This window comes from Bradyrhizobium sp. CFUWI, assembly GCF_056429085.1.
Genome location: NZ_JBWJZE010000037.1, coordinates 1 through 21,115 on the forward strand (window position 1 = coordinate 1; position 21,115 = coordinate 21,115).

The 21,115-nt window shown below is 62.1% G+C and carries 28 protein-coding genes; 16 read left to right on the forward strand and 12 right to left on the reverse strand.

Annotation, left to right across the window (positions count from 1 at the left end; translation table 11 throughout):
• The first annotated feature begins 379 nt into the window (after positions 1-379).
• On the forward strand, positions 380-1,078 hold the full coding sequence (locus AC066S_RS36245) for a hypothetical protein (protein ID WP_135169608.1): 699 nt from the start codon (positions 380-382) through the stop codon (positions 1,076-1,078).
• Between the two features lie 173 nt (positions 1,079-1,251).
• On the opposite strand, the gene AC066S_RS36250 is transcribed toward AC066S_RS36245, so the two are convergent.
• Positions 1,252-2,259 carry a methyltransferase gene (locus tag AC066S_RS36250; protein ID WP_135169609.1) on the reverse strand — a complete coding sequence of 336 codons (1,008 nt, stop codon included), beginning with the start codon at positions 2,257-2,259 and terminating at the stop codon, positions 1,252-1,254.
• A 280-nt stretch (positions 2,260-2,539) separates the two neighbouring features.
• On the opposite strand from AC066S_RS36250, the gene AC066S_RS36255 reads away from it, so the two are divergent.
• The gene (locus tag AC066S_RS36255; protein ID WP_135169610.1) at positions 2,540-2,923 is read left to right on the forward strand and encodes a methyltransferase family protein; all 384 of its coding nucleotides are present in this window, start codon (positions 2,540-2,542) and stop codon (positions 2,921-2,923) included.
• A 22-nt stretch (positions 2,924-2,945) separates the two neighbouring features.
• Here AC066S_RS36255 and AC066S_RS36260 read toward each other — a convergent pair whose 3' ends face one another.
• The 3 genes from AC066S_RS36260 to AC066S_RS36270 form a co-directional block, all read right to left on the reverse strand.
• Complete coding sequence (locus tag AC066S_RS36260; protein WP_478271826.1) at positions 2,946-3,074, reverse strand: hypothetical protein; 129 nt, start codon at positions 3,072-3,074, stop codon at positions 2,946-2,948.
• On the reverse strand, positions 3,071-3,388 hold the full coding sequence (locus tag AC066S_RS36265; protein WP_209311852.1) for a hypothetical protein: 318 nt from the start codon (positions 3,386-3,388) through the stop codon (positions 3,071-3,073). The genes AC066S_RS36260 and AC066S_RS36265 overlap by 4 nt, the downstream gene beginning before the upstream one ends.
• Positions 3,389-4,006: 618 nt before the next feature.
• Complete coding sequence (locus AC066S_RS36270; protein WP_135169611.1) at positions 4,007-4,195, reverse strand: DUF3606 domain-containing protein; 189 nt, start codon at positions 4,193-4,195, stop codon at positions 4,007-4,009.
• A gap of 133 nt (positions 4,196-4,328) precedes the next feature.
• On the opposite strand from AC066S_RS36270, the gene ligD reads away from it, so the two are divergent.
• The 6 genes from ligD to AC066S_RS36300 all read left to right on the forward strand — a co-directional run bounded on the left by ligD (position 4,329) and on the right by AC066S_RS36300 (position 7,328).
• Positions 4,329-5,252: a non-homologous end-joining DNA ligase gene (ligD, locus tag AC066S_RS36275; protein WP_478271827.1), complete on the forward strand. Its 924-nt coding sequence runs from the start codon at positions 4,329-4,331 to the stop codon at positions 5,250-5,252.
• 1 nt (position 5,253) lies between these two features.
• A complete protein-coding gene (locus tag AC066S_RS36280; RefSeq protein ID WP_135169613.1) occupies positions 5,254-5,445 on the forward strand; it encodes a hypothetical protein in 192 nt (63 codons plus the stop codon).
• Between the two features lie 105 nt (positions 5,446-5,550).
• Positions 5,551-5,964 (forward strand): hypothetical protein, encoded by a 414-nt coding sequence (locus tag AC066S_RS36285; RefSeq protein ID WP_135169614.1) that lies wholly within the window; start codon positions 5,551-5,553, stop codon positions 5,962-5,964.
• A 14-nt stretch (positions 5,965-5,978) separates the two neighbouring features.
• The gene (locus AC066S_RS36290) at positions 5,979-6,647 is read left to right on the forward strand and encodes an SOS response-associated peptidase (RefSeq protein WP_478271828.1); all 669 of its coding nucleotides are present in this window, start codon (positions 5,979-5,981) and stop codon (positions 6,645-6,647) included.
• A gap of 256 nt (positions 6,648-6,903) precedes the next feature.
• A complete protein-coding gene (locus tag AC066S_RS36295) occupies positions 6,904-7,104 on the forward strand; it encodes a hypothetical protein (protein ID WP_126255651.1) in 201 nt (66 codons plus the stop codon).
• Positions 7,101-7,328 carry a hypothetical protein gene (locus AC066S_RS36300; protein ID WP_135161902.1) on the forward strand — a complete coding sequence of 76 codons (228 nt, stop codon included), beginning with the start codon at positions 7,101-7,103 and terminating at the stop codon, positions 7,326-7,328. Before AC066S_RS36295 ends, AC066S_RS36300 begins: the two co-directional genes overlap by 4 nt.
• A 140-nt stretch (positions 7,329-7,468) precedes the next feature.
• Here the strand turns inward: AC066S_RS36300 and AC066S_RS36305 are convergent, their stop codons facing one another.
• Positions 7,469-7,717: a hypothetical protein gene (locus AC066S_RS36305; RefSeq protein WP_478271829.1), complete on the reverse strand. Its 249-nt coding sequence runs from the start codon at positions 7,715-7,717 to the stop codon at positions 7,469-7,471.
• A 507-nt stretch (positions 7,718-8,224) separates the two neighbouring features.
• Entirely contained in the window at positions 8,225-8,452 is a 228-nt protein-coding gene (locus tag AC066S_RS36310) for a hypothetical protein (RefSeq protein WP_135169617.1), read from the reverse strand.
• Positions 8,453-8,582: 130 nt separating this feature from the next.
• On the opposite strand from AC066S_RS36310, the gene AC066S_RS36315 reads away from it, so the two are divergent.
• The 3 genes from AC066S_RS36315 to AC066S_RS36325 all read left to right on the forward strand — a co-directional run bounded on the left by AC066S_RS36315 (position 8,583) and on the right by AC066S_RS36325 (position 9,979).
• On the forward strand, positions 8,583-8,777 hold the full coding sequence (locus AC066S_RS36315; RefSeq protein WP_135169618.1) for a hypothetical protein: 195 nt from the start codon (positions 8,583-8,585) through the stop codon (positions 8,775-8,777).
• Between the two features lie 242 nt (positions 8,778-9,019).
• Positions 9,020-9,340 carry a hypothetical protein gene (locus AC066S_RS36320; protein WP_478271830.1) on the forward strand — a complete coding sequence of 107 codons (321 nt, stop codon included), beginning with the start codon at positions 9,020-9,022 and terminating at the stop codon, positions 9,338-9,340.
• Between the two features lie 12 nt (positions 9,341-9,352).
• Complete coding sequence (locus AC066S_RS36325; protein WP_135161897.1) at positions 9,353-9,979, forward strand: general stress protein; 627 nt, start codon at positions 9,353-9,355, stop codon at positions 9,977-9,979.
• On the opposite strand, the gene AC066S_RS36330 is transcribed toward AC066S_RS36325, so the two are convergent.
• Positions 9,955-10,200 (reverse strand): hypothetical protein, encoded by a 246-nt coding sequence (locus AC066S_RS36330; RefSeq protein ID WP_478271831.1) that lies wholly within the window; start codon positions 10,198-10,200, stop codon positions 9,955-9,957. The two genes, AC066S_RS36325 and AC066S_RS36330, sit on opposite strands and share 25 nt — an antisense overlap.
• On the opposite strand from AC066S_RS36330, the gene AC066S_RS36335 reads away from it, so the two are divergent.
• The 3 genes from AC066S_RS36335 to AC066S_RS36345 all read left to right on the forward strand — a co-directional run bounded on the left by AC066S_RS36335 (position 10,199) and on the right by AC066S_RS36345 (position 13,256).
• The gene (locus tag AC066S_RS36335) at positions 10,199-10,384 is read left to right on the forward strand and encodes a hypothetical protein (protein WP_126255647.1); all 186 of its coding nucleotides are present in this window, start codon (positions 10,199-10,201) and stop codon (positions 10,382-10,384) included. The genes AC066S_RS36330 and AC066S_RS36335 overlap by 2 nt on opposite strands.
• Before the next feature lie 229 nt (positions 10,385-10,613).
• A complete protein-coding gene (locus tag AC066S_RS36340; protein ID WP_135169620.1) occupies positions 10,614-11,900 on the forward strand; it encodes an NRAMP family divalent metal transporter in 1,287 nt (428 codons plus the stop codon).
• 144 nt (positions 11,901-12,044) lie between these two features.
• On the forward strand, positions 12,045-13,256 hold the full coding sequence (locus tag AC066S_RS36345; RefSeq protein ID WP_135169621.1) for a mandelate racemase/muconate lactonizing enzyme family protein: 1,212 nt from the start codon (positions 12,045-12,047) through the stop codon (positions 13,254-13,256).
• A 5-nt stretch (positions 13,257-13,261) separates the two neighbouring features.
• Here AC066S_RS36345 and AC066S_RS36350 read toward each other — a convergent pair whose 3' ends face one another.
• Both AC066S_RS36350 and AC066S_RS36355 read right to left on the reverse strand, forming a co-directional pair.
• Positions 13,262-13,546, reverse strand: a complete 285-nt coding sequence (locus AC066S_RS36350; protein WP_135161893.1) for a hypothetical protein — start codon at positions 13,544-13,546, stop codon at positions 13,262-13,264.
• A 136-nt stretch (positions 13,547-13,682) separates the two neighbouring features.
• Entirely contained in the window at positions 13,683-18,218 is a 4,536-nt protein-coding gene (locus tag AC066S_RS36355) for a LuxR C-terminal-related transcriptional regulator (protein WP_478271832.1), read from the reverse strand.
• A gap of 119 nt (positions 18,219-18,337) precedes the next feature.
• Between AC066S_RS36355 and AC066S_RS36360 the strand changes: the two genes are divergently transcribed.
• Positions 18,338-18,673 (forward strand): nuclear transport factor 2 family protein, encoded by a 336-nt coding sequence (locus AC066S_RS36360; protein WP_235885097.1) that lies wholly within the window; start codon positions 18,338-18,340, stop codon positions 18,671-18,673.
• A 454-nt stretch (positions 18,674-19,127) separates the two neighbouring features.
• Here the strand turns inward: AC066S_RS36360 and AC066S_RS36365 are convergent, their stop codons facing one another.
• Positions 19,128-19,334, reverse strand: a complete 207-nt coding sequence (locus AC066S_RS36365; protein WP_478271833.1) for a hypothetical protein — start codon at positions 19,332-19,334, stop codon at positions 19,128-19,130.
• Positions 19,335-19,570: 236 nt separating this feature from the next.
• On the opposite strand from AC066S_RS36365, the gene AC066S_RS36370 reads away from it, so the two are divergent.
• Positions 19,571-19,987 carry a hypothetical protein gene (locus tag AC066S_RS36370; protein WP_478271834.1) on the forward strand — a complete coding sequence of 139 codons (417 nt, stop codon included), beginning with the start codon at positions 19,571-19,573 and terminating at the stop codon, positions 19,985-19,987.
• A gap of 74 nt (positions 19,988-20,061) precedes the next feature.
• Here the strand turns inward: AC066S_RS36370 and AC066S_RS36375 are convergent, their stop codons facing one another.
• Both AC066S_RS36375 and AC066S_RS36380 read right to left on the reverse strand, forming a co-directional pair.
• Complete coding sequence (locus AC066S_RS36375; RefSeq protein ID WP_478271835.1) at positions 20,062-20,400, reverse strand: hypothetical protein; 339 nt, start codon at positions 20,398-20,400, stop codon at positions 20,062-20,064.
• A 374-nt stretch (positions 20,401-20,774) separates the two neighbouring features.
• A complete protein-coding gene (locus AC066S_RS36380; RefSeq protein WP_478271836.1) occupies positions 20,775-20,942 on the reverse strand; it encodes an addiction module antidote protein in 168 nt (55 codons plus the stop codon).
• Positions 20,943-21,115 lie beyond the last annotated feature (173 nt).

Below are 21,115 nucleotides of genomic sequence, written 5' to 3' on the forward strand. Positions count from 1 at the left end.
AGCCTTGACGGCAGCACACCGGATCAAGCCTACTTCACCCCGCTGCCGCTCCGCACGGCAGCCTAACCCCGGCAGAGGCTCCACTTATCGACGCGGATATTCTGTTCAGACAACCGGGGCCAGCTCAAGCAGCCATGTCCGCCTTGGGTCAATCGCACGATCTGGCCCCGGCTAAAGTTGGACCCGGTCCGCTCCCAATAGCCGACATATTCTCGGTCGTGGGATGCGGCAGTGATGGGCCACAAGGAAGTGAAGCTCAGCCCAAGCTTTGCGCCTTTGAGGCGGGCCGGGACGAACATTTACCCGTTGCCATGCACAACCAAAGCTTGTTAGAGCCTCAGAAAGCTCGATCAGATTGGCGGCATGAATTGGTACGGCGATGGCTCTACTCCTTGCGAAACGGCTGGCCGCACTCTGCGTTCTAATGAGCGCATTAACTGGCTGTGGTAGCCTGAGCGAAACAATCAGATACCGACTAACGGTTAACGTAGATGTTGATGGCAGGCTCGTCAGTGGTTCTGGCGTCATCCAGGTCAAGCAATCCGACATGAGACCCGTCTTTGGATCTATGGGCGGGGCAGGAAGTGAGATCAGCGGCGAAGCTGTGATGGTTGACCTCGGCCCTCGTGGCACACTCTTCGCGCTTCTGCGAGGACCGAAGACTGGATTTGGAGATCTAGGTGGCCCTGCTTGGATGCTGTTTCACGTTTTTGCCGATCTGCTCAAGGGTGAGATCGATCCTCTTCCAAAAGTACGGCTGTTGGTAGAGCGGCGCCCTCATCGCGTGTTGCCGCTCGATGTAATTCCAATGTTGGTTCACTTCAGGGACCCCAATGATCCGAAGTCGGTGGTGCAGGTTGATCCAGCAAATCTTCGAGCAACCTTTGATGCCGACGTTGCGCTCCGTGAGGTGACCATCGAGGTGACAGATGACCCGATTACTCGCGCGGTCGAAACAAAGCTGCCTTGGCTGAAGACAATTCAGGGTCAGCTCGATGGCAGTCGGCTCCACACTGGTGGATCGTTCGCGAATGAGCTGAATGCATACGATTTCTATCGAGGGCCAAATAGGAACTGAATAGGCGACCTTGACGCGAGCGGAGTCTGCTCTGGGTCACATGCGGGCGTCGGGGCCATATACGTCCTTGGTCCGTTTGCATCCTGCAAGCCGACGTCAGGACGTAAAGCAGAGAGGGGGCTTAGGGCCAACTGCAGACGTCGGAAAATCGAAGCGAGTGCTGGCTTTTCGGCCTAAGTTGGAACAGCCTCTATAATCTGGAAGTGCAAGCCTGCGCGAGCCATGCCGCGCGTCTCAAATCCGGCCGTTCGACACAGCGCGGAATACTCGTCGTAGGTCCGTTCCAGCGCGCCAAGCATGACGAGCATATTGAGGTCACTGAATTTCGACATTGGCCCTTCGTTCGGCGGCTCCACAATGCGTTCCACGAGCAGCAGTTTCGCATTAGCTGTCATAGCGCGACGGCATGTCGACAGGATAGAAATCGCTTCCTTATCGTCCCAATCGTGAATGACCGCCCGCATCACATAGGCGTCAGCACCCTCCGGAATGGTTTCAAAGAAGTCGCCACCGACGATTTCGCATCTGTCGGCGACACCATGTTGGTTCAGAACTTCGGTCGCCTTGCCGACCACGTGCGGCTGGTCGAACAGCGTTCCGCGCAGGCCCTTATTTGCCGCGAGAATTCCAGCCAGCAGTTGGCCTTGACCACCCCCAATGTCGGCAACGTGACTAAAGCGGCTAAAGTCGCAGGCGTCGAGGATAGCCTCAATGGCGCCGCGTGAATTGGCCGTCATGGCTCGGTTGAAAATCGCGTTCTCATCTGGACGGGTGCTGCGATACTCCCATACGCTCTGACCATTGAGATGCCGAAAGGCATTCTCGCCGGTGCGTACGCTGTGTTCAAGGTGGCCCCAAGCCTGCCAGGCATAAGATCGGCCGACATATGCAGCCCAGCCGTCCAGTGGGGTCGGTGAGTCGGAACGAAGGCACTCGCCCATCGGGGCGAGCGAGAACGTTCTGTTCTCGGCTTCATGGAAAACTCCGACCGAAGCCAATGCCCGCAAAAGTCGATAAAGTGTCCTCGGATGGGATCCGCTTAGCCGAGCAAGTTCGTTGCTGCTTAGCGGCCCGTGACTCAGGTGGTCGGCTATGCAAAGCCGGGCCGCAACGTGAATGGCCTGCGAGATTTGATATCCGTTAATGAGCCGCGTCAGGTCCGAGAATGCATTCGTAGTCATGGTCTCATCTCCTCCAGGGGCAGGCGCGGAGTGAAGATCGGGTGCAGACGTTGATGCAGATGAATTGTATCGGCAGTATCTGGGATACGCACGGTGTATCACGACCAAGGCGCTTCACGGATTGAATCCAACAGGAGCAGAATGAGCCTAGGTCGACTTCGGGCCACAACCGGCAGTGGCATTGCTCCCCGATTATTTGGTATGCTACTCGTCTTTTAGGGGAGTGATTATTGCAGAGATCAAGCCGAACGAGCCTCCGCCGCACATCCAATAAATCCAGATGGGTCGCGCCCATGTTGTCGCGAGAACCGTCTACGCGGCGGCCAAGTTAGGGTTGGCAGATCAACTCGCTTCCGGACCGAAGAGCGCTGCCCAACTTGCCGGGCTCCTCCATGTACATGCGCGTTCATTGCACAGGTTAACGCGTGCCCTAGCGAGCCTAGGCATTCTTACCGAGCGCGCGGAGCAACGCTTTGCCTTAAGTGCATTGGGTGACGCGCTGAAAACGGGCGCGTTATTGCGGCGCTCCTCGGTTTCCGGTGAGACCACTTTGATTGGAGAGTCCGCCACCGGGGCGGGGCTCTCGGGCTTGTACGCAAGCGCCTCCGCAATCCGCGGCCATTTCGCCTCTTGCCGTGGCTCAGCGCGCGTCAGCAGCTTCTGAAGTATGTCGCTCACGTTTTCTCCTACGACTGCAGCCAAACATCTTCGGGGGAGACATCGAAATCGTTGGTCGCGCCGACGCTGCCGAGAACGCTGAGCGGCACGCGCCGTACGGATTCCTCGATAGTGGCGTCAATCACTGAATCATTCACTGGGTCTCCGGGATGGCCGATGACCCGCTCGATCCGGTAAAGGACTCGAGCGGGGTGCCGTCTTCGCTCGCAATGCGCTGCAAGGGCTTGCCCCACCCACGGTCGAGAAGGGAGTTCGCTGCGCAGACGCGCGCATGCGCAGGTGCCTTCTTGTCCCGTATGATCTGCACGAGCGTGTTCACCGCCTGCAAGGTCTGCATCCGCGCCAGGGATCTGATTTCCGTCATGGTCCGCTGCTTCAGAGCCCTGCGAGCAGTCTCCCTCGCAAACCCAATTTCGGAACGCTTGTTTTTCGATAGGACGATTTTATTCATCTGCAAAATCTCTCTCTGTAGTTTCAATCACAATGGATCGAGACGCAAAAAACCCGCGGCGGAAATATCCGGCGCGGGCGCAAAACAAAGTCGTCTCGATGATGCTACTCCGCCGGTATTTTGGCCCGACGTGTCAAACGACAATCATCGGTTGAACGAGCTAGGCGCCCCTCCCCCCGCAAGGGCAGCGCCAGCTGAAGCGCGAAAGGCCGCGTGGCGTTGGCAGTACGAAACCCTGCAAGGCCGGGGTGATCTCCGCATTCCTCGCAGCAGCCTCCGCCAACTCATCTGCGATCTCGCTGGTCGAACTGAACCGACTGGATCCCGTTCCTCGTCTTCAGCGAGGCGGACGAACATGGACCAAGGATTCAAACATCCATCGAAAGATATACTAGGAATAACCATTCATTTTGGTACTTAGGAAGCGCCCAACAGGGCGAGGCGATTCGATGCTGGAAATCATTCTGATCGTGGCCCTCGTCGGTACCGCGCTGATCGGTGGCATCCTTGGCGTCTTTGAGTGGCGTGCCCTGGGCCGATACTGGCAGCTCAAGGCCAAGCGCTGACCGTCGCTATGTCGACGCTGGCCTTTCAAAAAGTTCGGCCTAAAGGCGCAGCTCAGCTTCGCCCCAGCTTCCGCTCGACCTTCTTCCGGCTGCTACCCACCTTCTTGACCGCCTTCTTCACGGCAGAGGCGGAGCGCCCCGTCTTCTTTGCCTCGTAGCTGACTTCGTATTTCTGCCCACCCGCCACGCGCGCGCGGTCTTGCTTGCGACCGCGAGCGGTCTGCTTCTTCGCTTTAGCCATGTTGCACCTCCATGCGCTGTGAAACGGGTGAGAATTCAGTTGGTTCCTAAAGCCTCTCCAGAGCGGCGGCGAGCCCGGAACGAATCGGCGCACAAAGATTCGAATCAAAGAGTTTGTTGCGTGGAGTTGTTTGGTGGCTTCGCAGCGTCAGCGGAAGTCCCCGGCGATCGGCGTCAAGGCGCCGTTGCCGGACTTTATCGAACCGGCCTTGGCAGCCTCCGTCGAGAGAGTGCCGTCCGGGGAGCGATGGATTCACGAGATCAAGTTCGACGGATACCGCGTTCAGGTACACTTGGCCAATCAAGCGGTCACCATCTACACCCGGCGCGGCCACGACTGGACCAAGCGCTTTAAGAAAGTCGCCAACGATGCATGGCACATCAAGGCAGGCTCGGCGATCATCGATGGCGAAGTCGTCGTCCCGGCATCGGACGGCACCACCGATTTCTCGGTTCTGCAAAACGAGCTGAAGGGGAAGTCGTCCAAGATCGTGCTGGTTGCCTTTGACCTGCTGTATCTCAATGGCCGCGACCTTCGCAGCCTGCCGCTGGTTCAGCGCAAGGCCGAGCTGAAGAAGATCATCGCCGGGACCGACGTGCAGTTCAGCGAGAGCTTCGAGCTGGAAGGGCGCGAGATGTTCGCGCATGCCTGCAAGATCGGGCTTGAGGGCGTCGTCTCCAAGGTCCGCGACAGCATCTACACCAGCGGCCGGAACAACAATTGGGTCAAAACGACCTGCCGCCAGCGAGAGACCCTGACCATCGCAGGTTTCGCGCTCGACGAAGGCAAATGGGACGGCGTGTATCTCGGCCGCGGCAAGGGCGATGACCTCGTCTACGCCGGCAAGGTGGACCACGGGTTCGACAAGACGTCAGCCGCCGAATTGCGCGAGCGCCTGGAGCCGCTGCGGCGCAGGACACAGCCTTACGCCAAGCGCATCGCGCACAAGGGCATCTGGGTCGAACCGAAGCTGCTTGCCGAGGTGGAGTACCGCGCCAAGTCGGCGGAAGGAAAAGTGCGGCATCCATTCTTCAAGGGATTGAGAGAGGATCTTTGATTTGAACGCAGCGGCAAAGAGGAGGCTCGCGATGAGGCCTAAATTCCGTACCGAAGGCTGGCAGCCCGCAAGCGAGGAAGATCACTTCATGACCTGCCCGACTTGTGGCGAACGGTTCGATTGCCGCGATCTCGGCGAAGCGTTCGCGCATCAACATGGTGAGCCGATCGAAGAAGAGCCGACGCTTCACTAGCTATGGGGTTTTCAACAGCCACGACCGGCAGTGGCTCTCCGCCCTGCCCGCCCACTAGGAATCGACAATTTGCCAACGCAGTTGGCGCATGCCTTTGATGCCAGGATGTCCACGAAGTCGCGCCAATATCTCTTTGGTACTCAGATCAAGATGTCCGCCGAGCGCGCTAGAGACGCGCGCAAGGAAGCTGACAAGCTGGCCTGCGAGGCGTGGAACTATCGAATGCTCGGCTACAAGGGCCCGGCCCAGCCATCACCGACGATTGGCGACGCGATCAATGGAGGTTATCCATACCTCGAAGTTCGCTGTCTTGGCTGCGACACCAATCAGACGGTCCCGCTCGACATCATCCGGCGTCCCAAGACAACACCGGTGCATGAACTGGAACGCTACATGCGCTGCAAGGACTGTTCAAAACTGCGCGGCTACCCGTATAAGCGCAGCACGCTTGTGGCGCTGAGGCCAACGAAGATTTCGGCCAACCACCCGCCCTCGATCTGGTGGCCGGGCGAGCGGTGAGGACAATCTGTTTCATGTGCAATCTCTATTCGATCACCACCAACCAAGCAGCCATCGCCGACCTCTTTCGCATCGTCCGCCGCTACGAGGGCAATTTGCCGCCGATGCCCGGCGTGTTCCCGGATTACCCCGCCCCCGTTATTCGCGACGCAGGCGGCGGCGAACGCGAGCTGGTGATGATGCGCTGGGGGATGCCGCCACCACCGCGCACCGGCGGCCCGCCCGTGACGAACATCCGCAACACCTCCTCCCCACACTGGCGCGCCTGGCTCAAGCCGGAGCACCGCTGCATCGTGCCCGCCAACAGCTTTGCCGAATACGCCCCAGAGCCGAACCCGGAGACGAAGAAAAAGGATGTCGTGTGGTTCGCGCTTGCGAAGGAGCGACCGCTGTTTGCGTTCGCCGGTATATGGACGACCTTTAATGGCGATCGCGGCACGAAGTCGAAGCCCGTTCCGGGGCCGCATCAGGTCTATGGGTTTCTCACAACTGCGCCCAATGCGGTCGTCGAGCCGATTCATTCCAAGGCGATGCCAGCGATCCTGACGACGGCCGAAGAGTGGGATGTGTGGATGCGGGCACCTTGGGATGAGGCGAAAGCGCTGCAGCGGCCACTGCCGGATAAGGGATTAGAGATCGTGGGACGCGGAGCAGCGAAGGAAGATATTCCCACATCGGCGTGACGGATAAGATCCGTTTCGGGAATTACCCAGCGCCCACTCTGTACAAAAGTGCACCGAGGTGCAGCGCACTCAAATTGAGTAAGTCGCTCAACAGGCTCAGCTTTGCGTCGAAATTTAATCTGCGCCACCTATCAAAAGATACTGACTGGCCACCGCGCTTAAAGTAGCCTCCATCCATCACCGCAAAACATTCGGCATTCATCGGTGATGAGAACGCCAATCGCGCTCCCGCCACTCCACCCAAGGAGGCAGCGCCATGCTGAAGCGACGTCGTATCAAACAGACCAGGACACTGACCGAACGCCTCGCGGACGAAGCCGCGCGGTGCCGCGAAGAAGCGCGCCGCCTCGCGCCGGGGCGCCATCGCGAGATATTGCTGCGCCGGGCCCGCCAGGACGAGACGGCCATGCAGATCGACGCCTGGCTGCGATCGCCCGGCCTGAGGGCGCCGACATGACCCATCAATATCGCGCTTATCTCGTCGGCGAGAACGGCGTCTTCCGCTCGGCGGAAGCCTTCGAAGCCACGTCCGACGATTCCGCCCTCGCCTTCGCGCGGCAGTTCACGCGGCACGGCAAGGTCGAGGTGTGGCAGCTGGGCCGCAAGATCGCCGTGCTGGACGCCGCGCAATCCTGGCCGTCGCCGCCGCGGCAATCGCGATCGACGCTGACGCGTCAATGATGGTGTGACTGCGGTCGCGACGCGGGAGTTGACGCCGCGACGTAGACGGTCACTGCATCACGGGATGCGGCAGCGTTGCGTGTTCCTGTACGAGGACAGATCTGACCGAACCAGGACCGCGTCCGCTTGCGCCAGCCCCCTTACTCTTCCGCGAGCTTGCGCTCGATATAGGCGTCCACCGTCTCGGCGAACGAGCGCTGCACGCCGACCGCCACATCATGCTGGTCGAGTGCGTCATGCTGGAGCACGCGCAGGCCGCGCCCGCGGGCGCTGATCGGCGCCGTGTTCAGATACTGATCGATGGCGCCCTTGGCGAGCGGGATGGCCTTGGGATCGCCCCTGGCGATCAGGAGCCGGAGCAGGCTCTGGCATTCGGCCAAACCTGGCATGGGTCTACTCTCACCTCTGCTGCGATTTCGGCTTCGGCCGCCGCACGGGCTGGGTGTGGGTGCCGAACAGCGCCAGCAAGAACGCGACTTCTTCCTTCGAACCGATCTGGATCATGATGATCTCCTTTTCGCTTCGTTGGTCGAGGCCCGGGCGCACGGAGTTCAGGACAATCGGGTTTCAGCATTGTTTCAGGCGTGTTTCGTCGGATCTTGATGCTCAGGGCCTGCCTGCTTGTGTCCACAAATGAACATGGGCAAGCGGATCGACGTGTCCATGGCCGGGTGGCATTTTCTTCCGCTGAGCTGGTCATAAGTCAAAAGCCCGCGCGGATTGCTCCACGCGGGCTTTCGTTTGCCGCTTGCGCGGCCTGCCTCGAAAGCGCGGCGCCGATGGTGCTCGGCGTCGATCGTCGTCTCAGGGCATGTGGCCGATCAGGTAGACGCCGCCACCCAGAACGATCAGGGCCGGCACGACCCAAAGCAAAAGGACGGGCCTCGCTTGTCTCCCTAGTTCGAGGTGCAGACCTTGACCGTCTTCATGCCGGCCTCGGCTTCAGACCGTGTCTTGTACACGGTGTCGCCGCTGACGACCGTCGTCTCGGTGGTGGTCGGCTTCGACTCGGTGATCGTGCACTTCTTGGTCTTGACGTCCTGCACCACGTAGAACGACTGCGCGAACGCTGGGGCCGCAAACGAAATCAATACGGCAGCGGCAATGATGGTCTTGATCTTCATCGTGTCCTCCTCCAGCAGCCCGGGGATCCGGACCTCTATTGTTCAAACTTCAAATATTGCCACTTGTTCCCGGTCGAAACCCGAACCAACGGCCGCGGCCCGTGTTGACGCACGACCCAGGAGGCTTTCGATGCTGGATGTGAGACTCATGACGACGTCGCTGGCGATGCTGGTCGCCCTCATGTCCGTGGCGCTGGCCGAGCCCACCAGGGATCAGGTGCGGCCTGCTGCTCAAGGCGCCGCCGAGACGCGTCCGATCCGGGTCATCCTGCCCGCACCCTGGGAGCCCGCCACGACGCAAGCCGAAGCTCCGCCGGCGAAGTGACGCGGCGATTCTCGGCAATTGCATTCCGAACAGAGGTCCTCCGCGATCGTCGACAAGCCGATCCCGATGCGGTCCAAGGGCGAAGCGAGCAAACGGGATATCGTGGCAATCGTTCCTCGCGGCCATCACCTGCGCGCGCGATCGAAGCAAGACGGTGCTGCGACACTCGCAGCCTCGCACGAAAGCAACCAATTCGAATCTGACGTGTTGTCGCCGGCACATTCACCGCCGGAGAACAAACAATGAGACGTCTTACCGCACTCACCACAACCTTGCTGATGCTCGCAGCCGTGCCCGCAAGCGCGCAGTCGCAGCCCGCGCAAAGCGGGCCGGGCAACAACGCCGTCAACAGCTCTGACCAGAACAATTCCAACAAGCCGGTCGAGGGCCGCAACAGCTTCACCGAGGGGCAAGCGAAATCGCGGATCGAGGGCGCCGGATATTCCAACGTCTTCGGACTGCACAAGGACGACCAGGGCGTCTGGCGCGGCAAGGCCGACAAGGCTGGCACCAAGACCGACGTCAGCCTGGACTTCCAGGGCAACGTGAACCCCGCCAAGTAAGGAATCATGCAAATGACAACCACCATCTCCCGCCTTTACGACACGTATGCCGACGCCGAGCGCGCCGTGACCCGGCTCGAACGAGCCGGCGTGCCGCACTCCGACATCAGCATCGTCGCCAACAATTCGGACAATTGGTACGGCTCACGCTCCGGCAAGGTCGACCGTGACCGCGACGGCGTCGACGATCGCGCCGAAGGCGCCGGCACCGGTGCCGGCATCGGCGCCGGCCTAGGCGGCGCGGCGGGACTGCTCGCGGGCCTCGGCCTGCTCGCCATCCCCGGCCTCGGGCCGGTCGTCGCGGCAGGATGGCTCGCCTCGATGGCCGCCGGCGCAGCCGCCGGTGCGGCCACGGGCGGAATCGTCGGCGCCCTGACCGAAGCCGGCGTCTCCAGGGAAGAGGCCTCGCGCTATGCCGAGGGCGTTCGCCGCGGCGGCACGCTGGTGTCCGCGCGGGTGCCCGACCAGGACCGCGCGCGCCTCGATGCGCTTCTCAACGAGAGAGCCGTGAACTTGCAGGACCGCAGCGCGGCCTGGCAGAAGAGCGGCTGGACCGACTTCGATGCCGCAAGCCCGCCGCTGTCGCCGGAGGACATCGTCCGCGAGCGCGAACTCTACGGCGCGAGCACGCGGCGATAGGCTCCCGCCAAACCCGATACGACAAAGGCCCCGCAATGCGGGGCCTTTTTTCGTGAGAGCAATCCACCTTGCCGCGCCGGGAAAAACCGGAAAACAGCGCCAAATTTAGCCAAATCCGGCACATCGGATTTGGCGGAATGAAAGCTCTTCGCGCCATGCTGAAGCGTGTCGCTGCTCTGCTTGCGCGGGCGCCATCGGAAGAGCTTCGGAGAGATCGCCATGTACTACGTCGCCGCTGCATTGCTGGTGCTGTCGGGACTGTTCTACTCGGCGAGCCATCACGAGATCGGCTCGTTCGGGGTCACCATGTGCTCCTATGGCGGCACGTTCTGCGACAACCCGCTGATCGTCTTTGCCGGCGCAGCGCTGGCGGCCGCCTGGGGCATGTTTGTCAGCATCAAGTAGAGGCGGCGCAAGACCTCTCATCGCGACCGTTCAAGACAGCGCTCGCGGGGCCCACACCCACGCGACCGTACGTTCGAGAAGTCTTGCGATGATGGCAATCTACACGTGTTTTGCCCGGCGGTCAAGTTGAATTAGCATTTTCAGAAATGGCGGATCTTCCCGCGCGGCGTGGAACTGATGTTCCCTCCTTGGCATTTGCTATGGAAACACCGATCGAGGTCCACCTTCCATGAGCGACAGCGCCCTCACCCCGACGAAATCCTCGCCGACGCTTCTGCAACGGCTGGGGCCGGGCCTGATCACGGGGGCTGCCGACGACGATCCCTCGGGCATCGCCACCTATTCGCAGGCCGGCGCGCAATTCGGCTACGGGCTGTTGTGGACGGCGTTTCTCACCACGCCGTTCATGATCGCCATCCAGCTCGTCAGCGCGCAGATCGGCCGCGTCACCGGCAAGGGCCTCGCCGCCAACGTCATGCAGATCGCGCCGCGCTGGGCGGTGCTGAGCCTCGTCGCCATGCTCGTTGCCGCCAACACCTTCAACATCGCCGCCGACATCGCCGCGATGGCCGAGGCGCTGTCGCTCGTGATCGGCGGGCTCAACCACGAGCATGCGCTGATCTTCGCGGCGGGCTCGACCCTGCTGCAGGTCTTCCTGCCCTATCGCCGCTATTCGCCGGTGCTGAAATTTCTCACCTTGGCGCTGTTCGCCTATGTCGCGACCGCCTTCACCGTGAATATCCCCTGGAGCACGGCGCTGCTCGCCGCGGTGTGGCCCAAGGCCAATGTCAGCGCCGATTATTTCCTCATGGTCGTCGCCGTGCTCGGCACCACGATCAGCCCCTATCTGTTCTTCTGGCAGGCCTCGCAGGAGGTCGAGGAGATGAACCAGGGCACGCGCGACAAGCCGCTGCGCGAGCTCAGGCGTGGCGGCCGTCCGGAGCTCGACCGCATCAAGACCGACACCATCTCCGGCATGCTGCTGTCCAATGGCATCGCCTTCTTCATCATTCTCACCACCGCGTCGGTGCTGCACGCCAACGGCATCACCAACATCGATTCGGCGACGCAAGCGGCCGAAGCGCTGCGACCGCTCGCCGGGGACTTCACCTTCGCATTGTTCGCGCTCGGCATCATCGGCACGGGTCTGCTCGCGATCCCGGTGTTGGCGGGCTCGGCTGCTTACGGCGTTGCGGAGATTTTCGGCTGGCGCGCCACGCTGGAGGCCAAGCCGGACGAAGCGGCCGGCTTCTACACCATCATCGCCGCGGCGACCCTGATCGGCTTCGGCCTCGGCTTCACGGGGATCGACTCCATCCACATGCTGGTGTGGAGCGCGGTGCTGAACGGCATCGTTGCCGTCCCCATCATGGCGATGATGATGCTGATCGTCTCGAACCGAGCGATCATGGGCCGCTTCAGGGCAAGGCCGTGGCTGATCGCGCTGGGCTGGCTCGGCACCGCGCTGATGGCGCTGGCCGTCCTCGCCTTGCTCGGCTCGTCGGTGATTGGCTGACGAGAGCCGAGAGCGCCGCTTGCAGGCGCTCGGGCCTGCATCACTGCGCCCTTCACGCCGGTCGTCTGTTGCCCTAACAATGCCGTCAGGGCCCGGCCCGGGATCGGGCCGCAAAAGAGGCCCGGCCGGGCGACAGGGAGCGTCATGACCAAATCAAGAGCAACAAGCCTCGAAATCCTCGCCTGCGATGCCGGCTGGAGAAACTATCATTTCGTCAAGCTGACGACCGAAGACGGCATCGTCGGTTGGAGCGAGTTCGACGAGGGTTTTGGCTCGCCCGGCGTCGGGGCTGCCATCCAGCGCCTTTCTGCCCGCGTCATCGGGCAGAACGTTTTCCAACACGAGCGCATTTACGCCGAATTGTTCGCCGCCACGCGTCCCGCGGCCGGCGGCGTGGTGGCGCAAGCGCTCGGTGCGATCGAGAATGCGCTGCTCGATGCCAAGGCGAAGTGCCTGGGCGTGCCCTGTTACGAGTTGCTCGGCGGCAAGCTTCGCGACCGCATCAGGGTCTACTGGTCGCATTGCGCCACATGGCGGATCAATCACCCGTCCTGGTACAAGCCGGCGATCGAAAACATCGACGGCGTCAAGGCGATGGGACGCGAGGTGCGCGAGAAGAAGTTCACCGCGCTCAAGACCAACATCTTTTCCTATGACGACGGCAAGCCGACCGGCTGGCGCCCCGGCTTCGGCTCACCTTTCGCACCCGAGATCAACGTCGACCGCAAGATCCTGCGCGACCTGCACATGCATCTGGAAGCGATCCGCGACGGCGCCGGCCCCGACGTCGACATCCTGCTCGACTGCAACTTCAACGCCAAGACCGAGGGTTACTTAAAGATCCTGCGCACCATTGCCGACATCGACATGTTCTGGGTCGAGATCGACAGCTTCAATCCGGAAGCGCTCGGCTATATCCGCAGGCAGAGCCCGCATCCGATCTCCTCCTGCGAGACGCTGCTCTCCTTGCGCGAATTCCTGCCCTATTTCCAGGCCCAGGCCATGGACGTCGCGATCATCGACACGCCCTGGAACGGCGTCTGGCAATCGATGAAGATCGCGGCCGCCGCGGAGGCTTTCGAGGTCAACGTCGCCCCACACAATTTCTACGGCCATCTCTGCTCGATGACGAACGCGCATTTCTGCGCCGCCGTTCCGAACCTGCGCATCATGGAGATCGACATCGATCGCCTCGCCTGGGACCGCGAGCTCTTCACCCACGAGCCGGAGATCGAGAACGGCTATCTGGTTATGCCGAACCGGCCCGGTTGGGGCACCGAACCCAATGAGGAAGCCTTGCGCGCCCATCCGCCGAAGACGAGCGGCGGACTCTTGAATTACGGCCGCAAGGGCTGACGAGATTACGGCGTCACGGGATTGACGACCGGGGACGTCTTGGGCCCCGGTCGCGCCGGCTCGATCGGCGATTTCGGGGTGGTCGGAAGCACCTTGGCCCCAGCGGCCCGTGCCGCTTCGCCGGTGGTCGCATACATCGCGACCTGGGCCGGCTGGGTCTTGGCGCGATTCCAGGGACCGTGATCGACGATCAGCATGGCCGCAATCGTCACGCCGGCGACGACCAATGCGATCACGCCGGGATGGCGAAGGGCGGTAGAGATCGAACTGCCAAAGCGACGGCTTTTCATCACAGAATCCGCTGTTGTCCTGTCGCAGGTTAACTCAAAAGCGCCCCTCCCGGTTCCCCGGCGCCGTCAACCTGGTTCCGCTCGACATCGGGCCGCGCCGGCGCGCTGCTGCCTGTTTTCGAGCAATGAGGATGCTTCAAATCAGCAGATCATGAGGCCCATGTAGAATGCCCGGATGCGGACCATGATGGCCCTGCTGCGGCGCGTGTTCGTCCGGAACGTGAGGGACCATCTCGACGATCGTCCTGAGGCCTTCCTGACCGAGCGCGGCGTGCGGATTATGAAGCTCTTGAGGCTCGGCGAATTCGACGAGCGTTGCAGCAGGTGCCTCGCCATCGAAGCGGAATACTGGCTCTTGATCGGTGCCCCAAAGTTCGGACGCAGCCTTTGCCGGCTGCGCGGCTAGTGATGCGTTTGCACCGGAATGCGCATCCTGCTGCGGTTTGCTGTGGTCCGTGCTGTCGTTGGTTGCGACGCTCTCGCCTGCGTCCACTTCTTTGGCAGAAGCCGAGTGGCCCGAATTGCCGTGCTCGGCGCTGCCGGACTCTGCTGCTCCTGGGGCGTCGCTCGAAGCCTGGGAATGATGCTCATTGTCATCGGCGGCGCCGCTGTCCAGTTTGAACTTGGCTCCCGCCATCTCCATGGCCGCGGGCTTTGCCGGCACCGGCTCCGCAGCGTGCTGTGGGCGGCCTTGCTCCGTGTCGTCAGTTGCGACGCTCTCGCCCGCTTCCGCTCCTTTGCCAGCAGCCGAGTGGCCCGGATTGCTGTGATCCGCGCCGCCGGGCTCTGACGTCTTCGCTGCTCCTCGCGGACCGTCCAAAGCCTGGGAATGATGCTCATTGTCATTCCCGTCGCCGCTGTCCGGTTTGGACTTCGCTTCGGCCATCTCCGTGGCTGGCGTCTTTGCAGGCTCCGGCTCCGCAGCATGCTGCGGTTTGCCGTGGTCCGTGCTGTCGTTGGTTGCGACGCTCCCGCCTGCGTCCGCTTCTTTGGCAGAAGCCGAGTGGCGCGAATTACCGTGCTCGGCGCTGCCGGACTCTGCTGCTCCTGGGGCGTCGCTCGAAGCCTGGCGATGATGCTCATTGTCATCGGCGGCGGCGCTGTCCAGTTTGACCCTGGCTCCCGCCATCTCCATGGCCGCGGGCTTTGCCGGCACCGGCTCCGCAGCATGCTGTGGGCGGCCTTGCTCCGTGTCGTCAGTTGCGACGCTCTCGCCCGCTTCCGCTCCTTTGCCAGCAGCCGAGTGGCCCGGATTGCTGTGATCCGTGCCGCCGGGCTCTGCCGTCTTCGCTGCTCCTTGCGGACCGTCCAAAGCCTGGGAATGATACTCACTATCCTTGCCGGCGCCGTTGTCCGGTTTGGACTTCGCTTCGGCCATCTCCGTGGCTGGTGTCTTTGCAGGCTCCGGCTCCGCAGCATGCTGCGGTTTGCCGTGGTCCGTGCTGTCGTTGGTTGCGACGCTCTCGCCTGCGTCCACTTCTTTGGCAGAAGCCGAGTGGCCGGAATTGCCGTGCTTGGCACCGCCGGACTCCGGCGCCTTCGCTGCCGCTGACGAACCGTCCGCGGCCTGGGAATGATGCTCATTGTCGTTCCCGGCGCCGTCGTCGGATTTGGACTTCGCTTCGGCCATCTCCGTGGCTGCCGTCTTTGCAGGTTCCGGCTCCGCAGCATGCTGCGGTTTGCCGTGGTCCGTGCTGTCGTTGGTTGCGACGCTCTCGCCTGCGTCCGTTTCTTTGGCCGAAGCCGAGTGGCCGGAATTGCCGTGCTCGGCGCCGCCGGACTCCGGCGCCTTCGCTGCCGCTGACGAACCATCCGCAGCCTGGGAATGATGCTCATTGTCGTTCCCGTCGCCGTCGTCGGATTTGGACTTCGCTTCGGCCATCTCCGTGGCTGGCGTCTTTGCAGGCTCCGGCTCCGCAGCATGCTGCGGTTTGCCGTGGTCCGTGCTGTCGTTGGTTGCGACGCTCTCGCCTGCGTCCGCTTCTTTTGCCGAAGCCGAGTGGCCGGAATTGCCGTGCTCGGCGCCGCCGGACTCCGGCGCCTTCGCTGCCGCTGACGAACCGTCCGCAGCCTGGAAATGATGCTCATTGTCGTTCCCGGCGCCGTCGTCGGATTTGGACTTCGCTTCGGCCATCTCCGTGGCTGGCGTCTTTGCAGGCTCCGGCTCCGCAGCATGCTGCGGTTTGCCGTGGTCCGTGCTGTCGTCGGTTGCGACGCTCTCGCCTGCGTCCGCTTCTTTTGCCGAAGCCGAGTGGCCGGAATTGCCGTGCTCGGCGCCGCCGGACTCCGGCGCCTTCGCTGCCGCTGACGAACCGTCCGCAGCCTGGGAATGATGCTCATTGTCATTCCCGTCGCCGCCGTCGGATTTGGACTTCGCTTCGGCCATCTCCGTGGCCTTCGCCGATCCCTGGTCCGAAGCGTGCTCAGAGTTACCCCGGCCGGTGCTGTCGGCCGTCTCGAGGCCCAACGGGACGATCTCGTTCTGCGTGGTCGACTGAGCACCGTTGTTCAGATTGGCCGGCCCACTCTTCGAGGTGAGATCTTCGACCGCCGCAGGCGGCGCACCATGACCTGGCGCGGGCCATGATCCGGAGGCCGGCAAACCGGACGCACCAGCACTCTCCTCCGTCGTGTCCGCCGAGTCGCGCGTGAAGGCGCTGGACTTTGCCGACGTCGCGGCGCCGGTCCGAACTTTGGTGAATTGGAAGCTCAGGCCGTCACCGGCCAAGGCGCTCCAGACTCCTGCCGCCGCAAGCGCACTCTCGCTCGCATGGATATTGTCCGCGCTCGAAACAGCCTCATCGGTTGCGGTCGCCGATATCAGCGCTTGTTCGAGCTGCTCCAAGGTGAACGTGACGGCTACACCATCTTGTGGGGCGACGCCCTCCGCCTCCGCAACGGTAACGATCCCCTGCAAGTGGATTTCCAGCAGGCCGCGATCCCCGATCTCGAGGATGTGGTCGGTCGGATTGACATAGACGATCGTTTGGTTGCTTGCGGGATCGTAGATCCAGGCGAGGGTATGTGGCGGGATGGATTTGGTCGCCGCCGTCAGATGCAGCCAAGCAAGCGCCCCGAAAGCTGCAAGATTGAGCCTGCCCGGCCCGGATGCGACATCGAGGAGGGAATCGGAAGAGCTGGACTTGGAATCGGGCGGGCTGTGATGCACAGCGTTTTCAACGCTGCCACCCATCAGTTGATCGCGGCCATCTCCGCCCGGGCCGGAAAGGTGACCAGGATCCAAGACGCCATCGACTTTTTGGCCATTGTCGACCGCGGTGCCCTGGGCCGTTTGCCCCTGAACGCCTTGGTGAGCGATGTTATCGCTTCCGGTGACAAGGCCAGAAGGCCCGCCAAAATCGCGTGACAGGAAATGCGGGGCTGAGTTCTCGGCGCGACCAGCGTCAACATGCCTGATCGCGGCGAGCTTTGTGGTCGCATCGTCTCCGGTACCGGTCAGGAAGCTGTCGATCGATGCTTGATCCAACTCACGCGCCTGCGCGGCGAGACCGGGATCGTTGAGGGCGTAGATCAACGCGCCGGCGACAGCGGCGAAGGTGCCATAGCCGCCGGGGATCGACGTCGGAGGGAAGGCCAACCGCGGAAGGTGATCTTCCGCGGCAGGACCACCTCCCGTCGGACTGCCGTTGGGTCCTGGCAGCAAAGGCGCAGGCAGACTTGCCGTGCCGGATCCAACAGCAGCGCCGTCTTTCCACGGCCTCAAACCCAGGAGTTGCTCCGCCGCGCGCAGCGCTTCCATGGCCGCCGCCGGGTTCGTGGCTTGGCTTGCTTTGGCAAAAAAGTCTCTCTCCGCGAACGCGGGCGTCCCGCCGGATTTCGAGACGATGAGATGCTGGAGAATGGCTTTCTTCCAGATCTCAAATCCCGCGTGCTCGTCCGTCTGATCGGGGCCATCGTCATGCGCAGACATGTCGCTTGCGTCGGCAGCCTTGAGTTCGTCGGCAATGGCGAACGCCAGGAAGGCCAGAGCGAGCGCGCTGAAGCCAGACGTGCGTTGCAACAGCGAGATGGTCGCAAGCACCGTTCTGTTGGTGATCTCGAGCTTCTGAAAGATATTGTGCAGGTGGACCTTGACTGTGCCTTGCGACAGGTCGAGTTGGCGCGCGATCTCCTTGTTGGACATTCCCTCCGAGACCAGCCGGACAATCTGACGTTCCCGCGGCGTCAACTGTTCCAGCATCTTATCTATCTTGCCGCCGCCATCAGCCTCCTTGCCGGCTGGCGCGAGATCGGACTGCTCCAGCGACACACCGCTCTTCGCCATCTGCCGCAGCGATCTCAGCATGGGGCCGGGAGCGGCATATTTCGAAATTGCGCTGCAGGCGCCGGCTGCAACCGCAGCGGTGAGATCGGGGTCGGTGTCGGACTCGGTAAAGAACACTAGGCGCGTGGGCAACTTCTCGGCTTGCGCGACCACGAGGATGTCGGATGCCGTCAAATCCGGCAGGTTGTCGGCAATCACCGCGACGTCGGGCGACAAATTCCTGATGGCCTCGAGGCAGCTTGTCCCGTCGCTGGTCGACGCGACAACATCGAAATCCTGCTGTGTCCCGAGAATCGACTTCAGTCCCTGCAGGACGATCGGTTGCCGATCGACGAGCACAAGCCGGATGGGTTTCAGGATCCCCTGCTTGGCGGACGCGTCCAACATCGACTTTGCCTCGGCCCGGTTCTCTATGTCCTACGGCATATGGCCGTGGCCGGGTGGGATAATAAAATTAATTAACCGACTTGGTTCCCCCAGCTTAAATCAGTTTGGACGGCAGTAAAGTGGCAAATACCTCCTTTGACCCGATGGGCGTTGCAGTCGACTGGCTTGATGCCTATCGCGCCGGCGATATCGAAGCGATCTTGGACCTTCATGCTGACGATGCCGTGGTGCACTGCGGCTGCTATGGCGCCCAAACCATCACCGGGCGCGAGGCAATTCGAGCCTATTGGATCGAGCGCCTCCGAAGATGCCCCGCAGGCACGTTGGACGATCTCAATCCGTCGGACCATGGAACCGTGATCTCTTACCTCACCAGTACGGGTGTCATGAGCGCGGTCTTGGCGTTTGACACCTCCGGCAGGATCAAGGTCCTGGACTGCAGTCCCCTGCCCTAACAGGAGCAATCGCATAGGAGCGCTCCCGCCTGGGGCCATCCTTCGAGACGCCCGCCGTTGGCGGGCCTTCAGGATGAGGACCGGATGCGCGGCACGAGTTTCAACAAGCACCAATGCTGCTTAGCCTCATCCTCAGGAGACCGCGACGCGGTCGTCTCGAAGGGCGAGGCGCGCGCTAGGTCTCGCCACGCTCTGCGAGCGCGTCTGCCGCGAGCGGGAGAGGCCGAGCAAGCCTGCAGACGGTCCCCGTGTCATTCATATGCGATTGCCCTGCCAGCCCTAGGGGCCTTCGGCGCGATCCGGGCCGGCATCCGTGGTGTCTCTAACTAACTCCCGAACACGATGCGCAAGGCGATTACGATGACCGCCGAGATGAGAAACGAAATCGCGAGCAGCGTCCAAACCGGCCTTGTGCTTCCGCGGGCTATGCGCGCGACGAGCATTTTCATGCTCGTCAACATTCGCCGCCGGGAAGCCGGTCCAGGTAGGCTATCCCGAAGCTGGCGAGTTCTTCGGCATCGCTCTCGCGCTCTTCCCTTCTCCTGAGCAAATGGCGTTCCAGCAGGCTTCGCCGACTGTCGCATGCGTCGACATGGGGATTCCGCGCCCGGTACACCGTCCAGGCGGTTTCGGCGGCTTTCTTCAAGACGGCGTCGTCCACGATGCTTGCTCTCCAGGACACGGATCCATCGCTGCCAACTCAAGGCATTCCTGATGTTTCCAATTCTTCCCGGCATCTTTAGTCGAACGGACGACATCGCACAGCACGGTTTCGCTCGTGTGCTCTCCGTGCAGGCGCGGAATCGGCTTCACCAGGACGTTCTTTCAGCTCGCAACTATTGCCTATTTTTCCCGTTATCTCGGGGGCGGAAGCAATGCGATGTGAAAGGTGTCCCGATGAAGAAGATCGCACTGTCGGCCCTGATGGCCGGCGCTCTTGGTTTGAGTTCGATCGCTGCGACGTCTCCGGCTGAAGCCCACTGGCGAGGCTGGGGACCGGGCCTTGCCGGCGGCCTTGTCGCAGGCGCCGTGATCGGCGGGCTTGCCTCCTCGGCGTATGGATGGGGCCCCGGCTATGGCTATTACGGCTACGGTCCAGGCTATTACGGCGCCCGCTATTATGGCGGCCCATACGCCTACGATTATGCGTACGATGCACCGTATCGCTGGGGCGGCGGATACACCACAACCACCTACTACACGCAGCCCGTTTCCTACGGCTATCGCTATCGCCGCGTCGTGCGCCCTGCCTACGCCTATTACGGCGGATCGTATCCCGTGGTGCGGCACCGTTGGCATCATCACCACTGGTAAGCGCTGCGCGTCATCTCGAATGCGGCCGCGCTCCCAATAAGCGCGGCCTTTCTTCGATGAGGCGCGGCGTTTCGCTAGGTTCGCGGCGCCGGCTGCGGCGGTGCAGCAGGTTGCTGCGAAGGTGCGGCGGGCGGCTTTGTCGGCTCCGCCGGCGTAACAGGATCTCCCCCACCATGAGGCACACAGGTCCCGACGTTGCTCAGCAGTCTTTTCGCCTCGAGTTCGCGGGCTCTCCTATAGTCGCTGCGCCGGTCGATTCTTGCTGCGGCCAAGCGGTCCCAGGCATCGAACGCGTCAGAGTAATGCTGTCGCATCTGCGCCTCGGCGGACAGGCAGTCGCTGAACCTGTCGAATACGAGATCTGTGTTGACGGGCGCGACGCCACCGACGAGGACCACAAGCATCCATTTCATGGCGTCCGCCTACGTTCGTGCCTGGCACCGGGAACGGTGATGCGTCGGCAAAGTTCCGGCCGCGTCCGCCGCCCGGTCGCGATGGAAAAAAGGCCCCAGCTCGCGGGATAGTGGGGGCGTTGGGAGCTGGGGCCATCGGGGTCACCCTTGGGGAAGGGCATCGGGAAAACTTGGCAATTGAGAGAATGTTCCTGCCCCAATCTCGCGAGGAGGTGAGTTCGCGGCTCGAACGATTGAATCGACGGGGCCTTACCTGACGCCCCCGAATGCAAGCCGAACGCCAAGCGGATGACAAGTATTCTCAGGCCGAGGCGCAAACCGGATTCTTGGATGGCGCTCAGGCCACTTTTGTCGCCTTCGGTTCAGCATGAAGCTCAACGCCTGGTGAGTTCAGCTTTCATAACGCTGCTCAACTCTGGGTGGCTTTCTGAACTGAGTGCTTTGTAGAGGTTTTCACGGGAAAGGCCGGCATCCTTGGCCAAGGCAGCCATCCCACGAGCGCGTGCCACAGTGCCGATGGCTTCGTTACAAAGCGGGGTCATGAGTCTCAAACACCTACGTCGGCCAATACAAAGCGGAAGCCTGCAACGAGTGTGGTCGGCGGCTCATGACCCGGAAGCGACGCGGGCCTAGGTTCGCAGAACCGATTGCCTGTCTGCTCCCATCTCTTTGGTGGTGTCGAAGCACCACCAAGTATACCTCTGTATGATCCAAT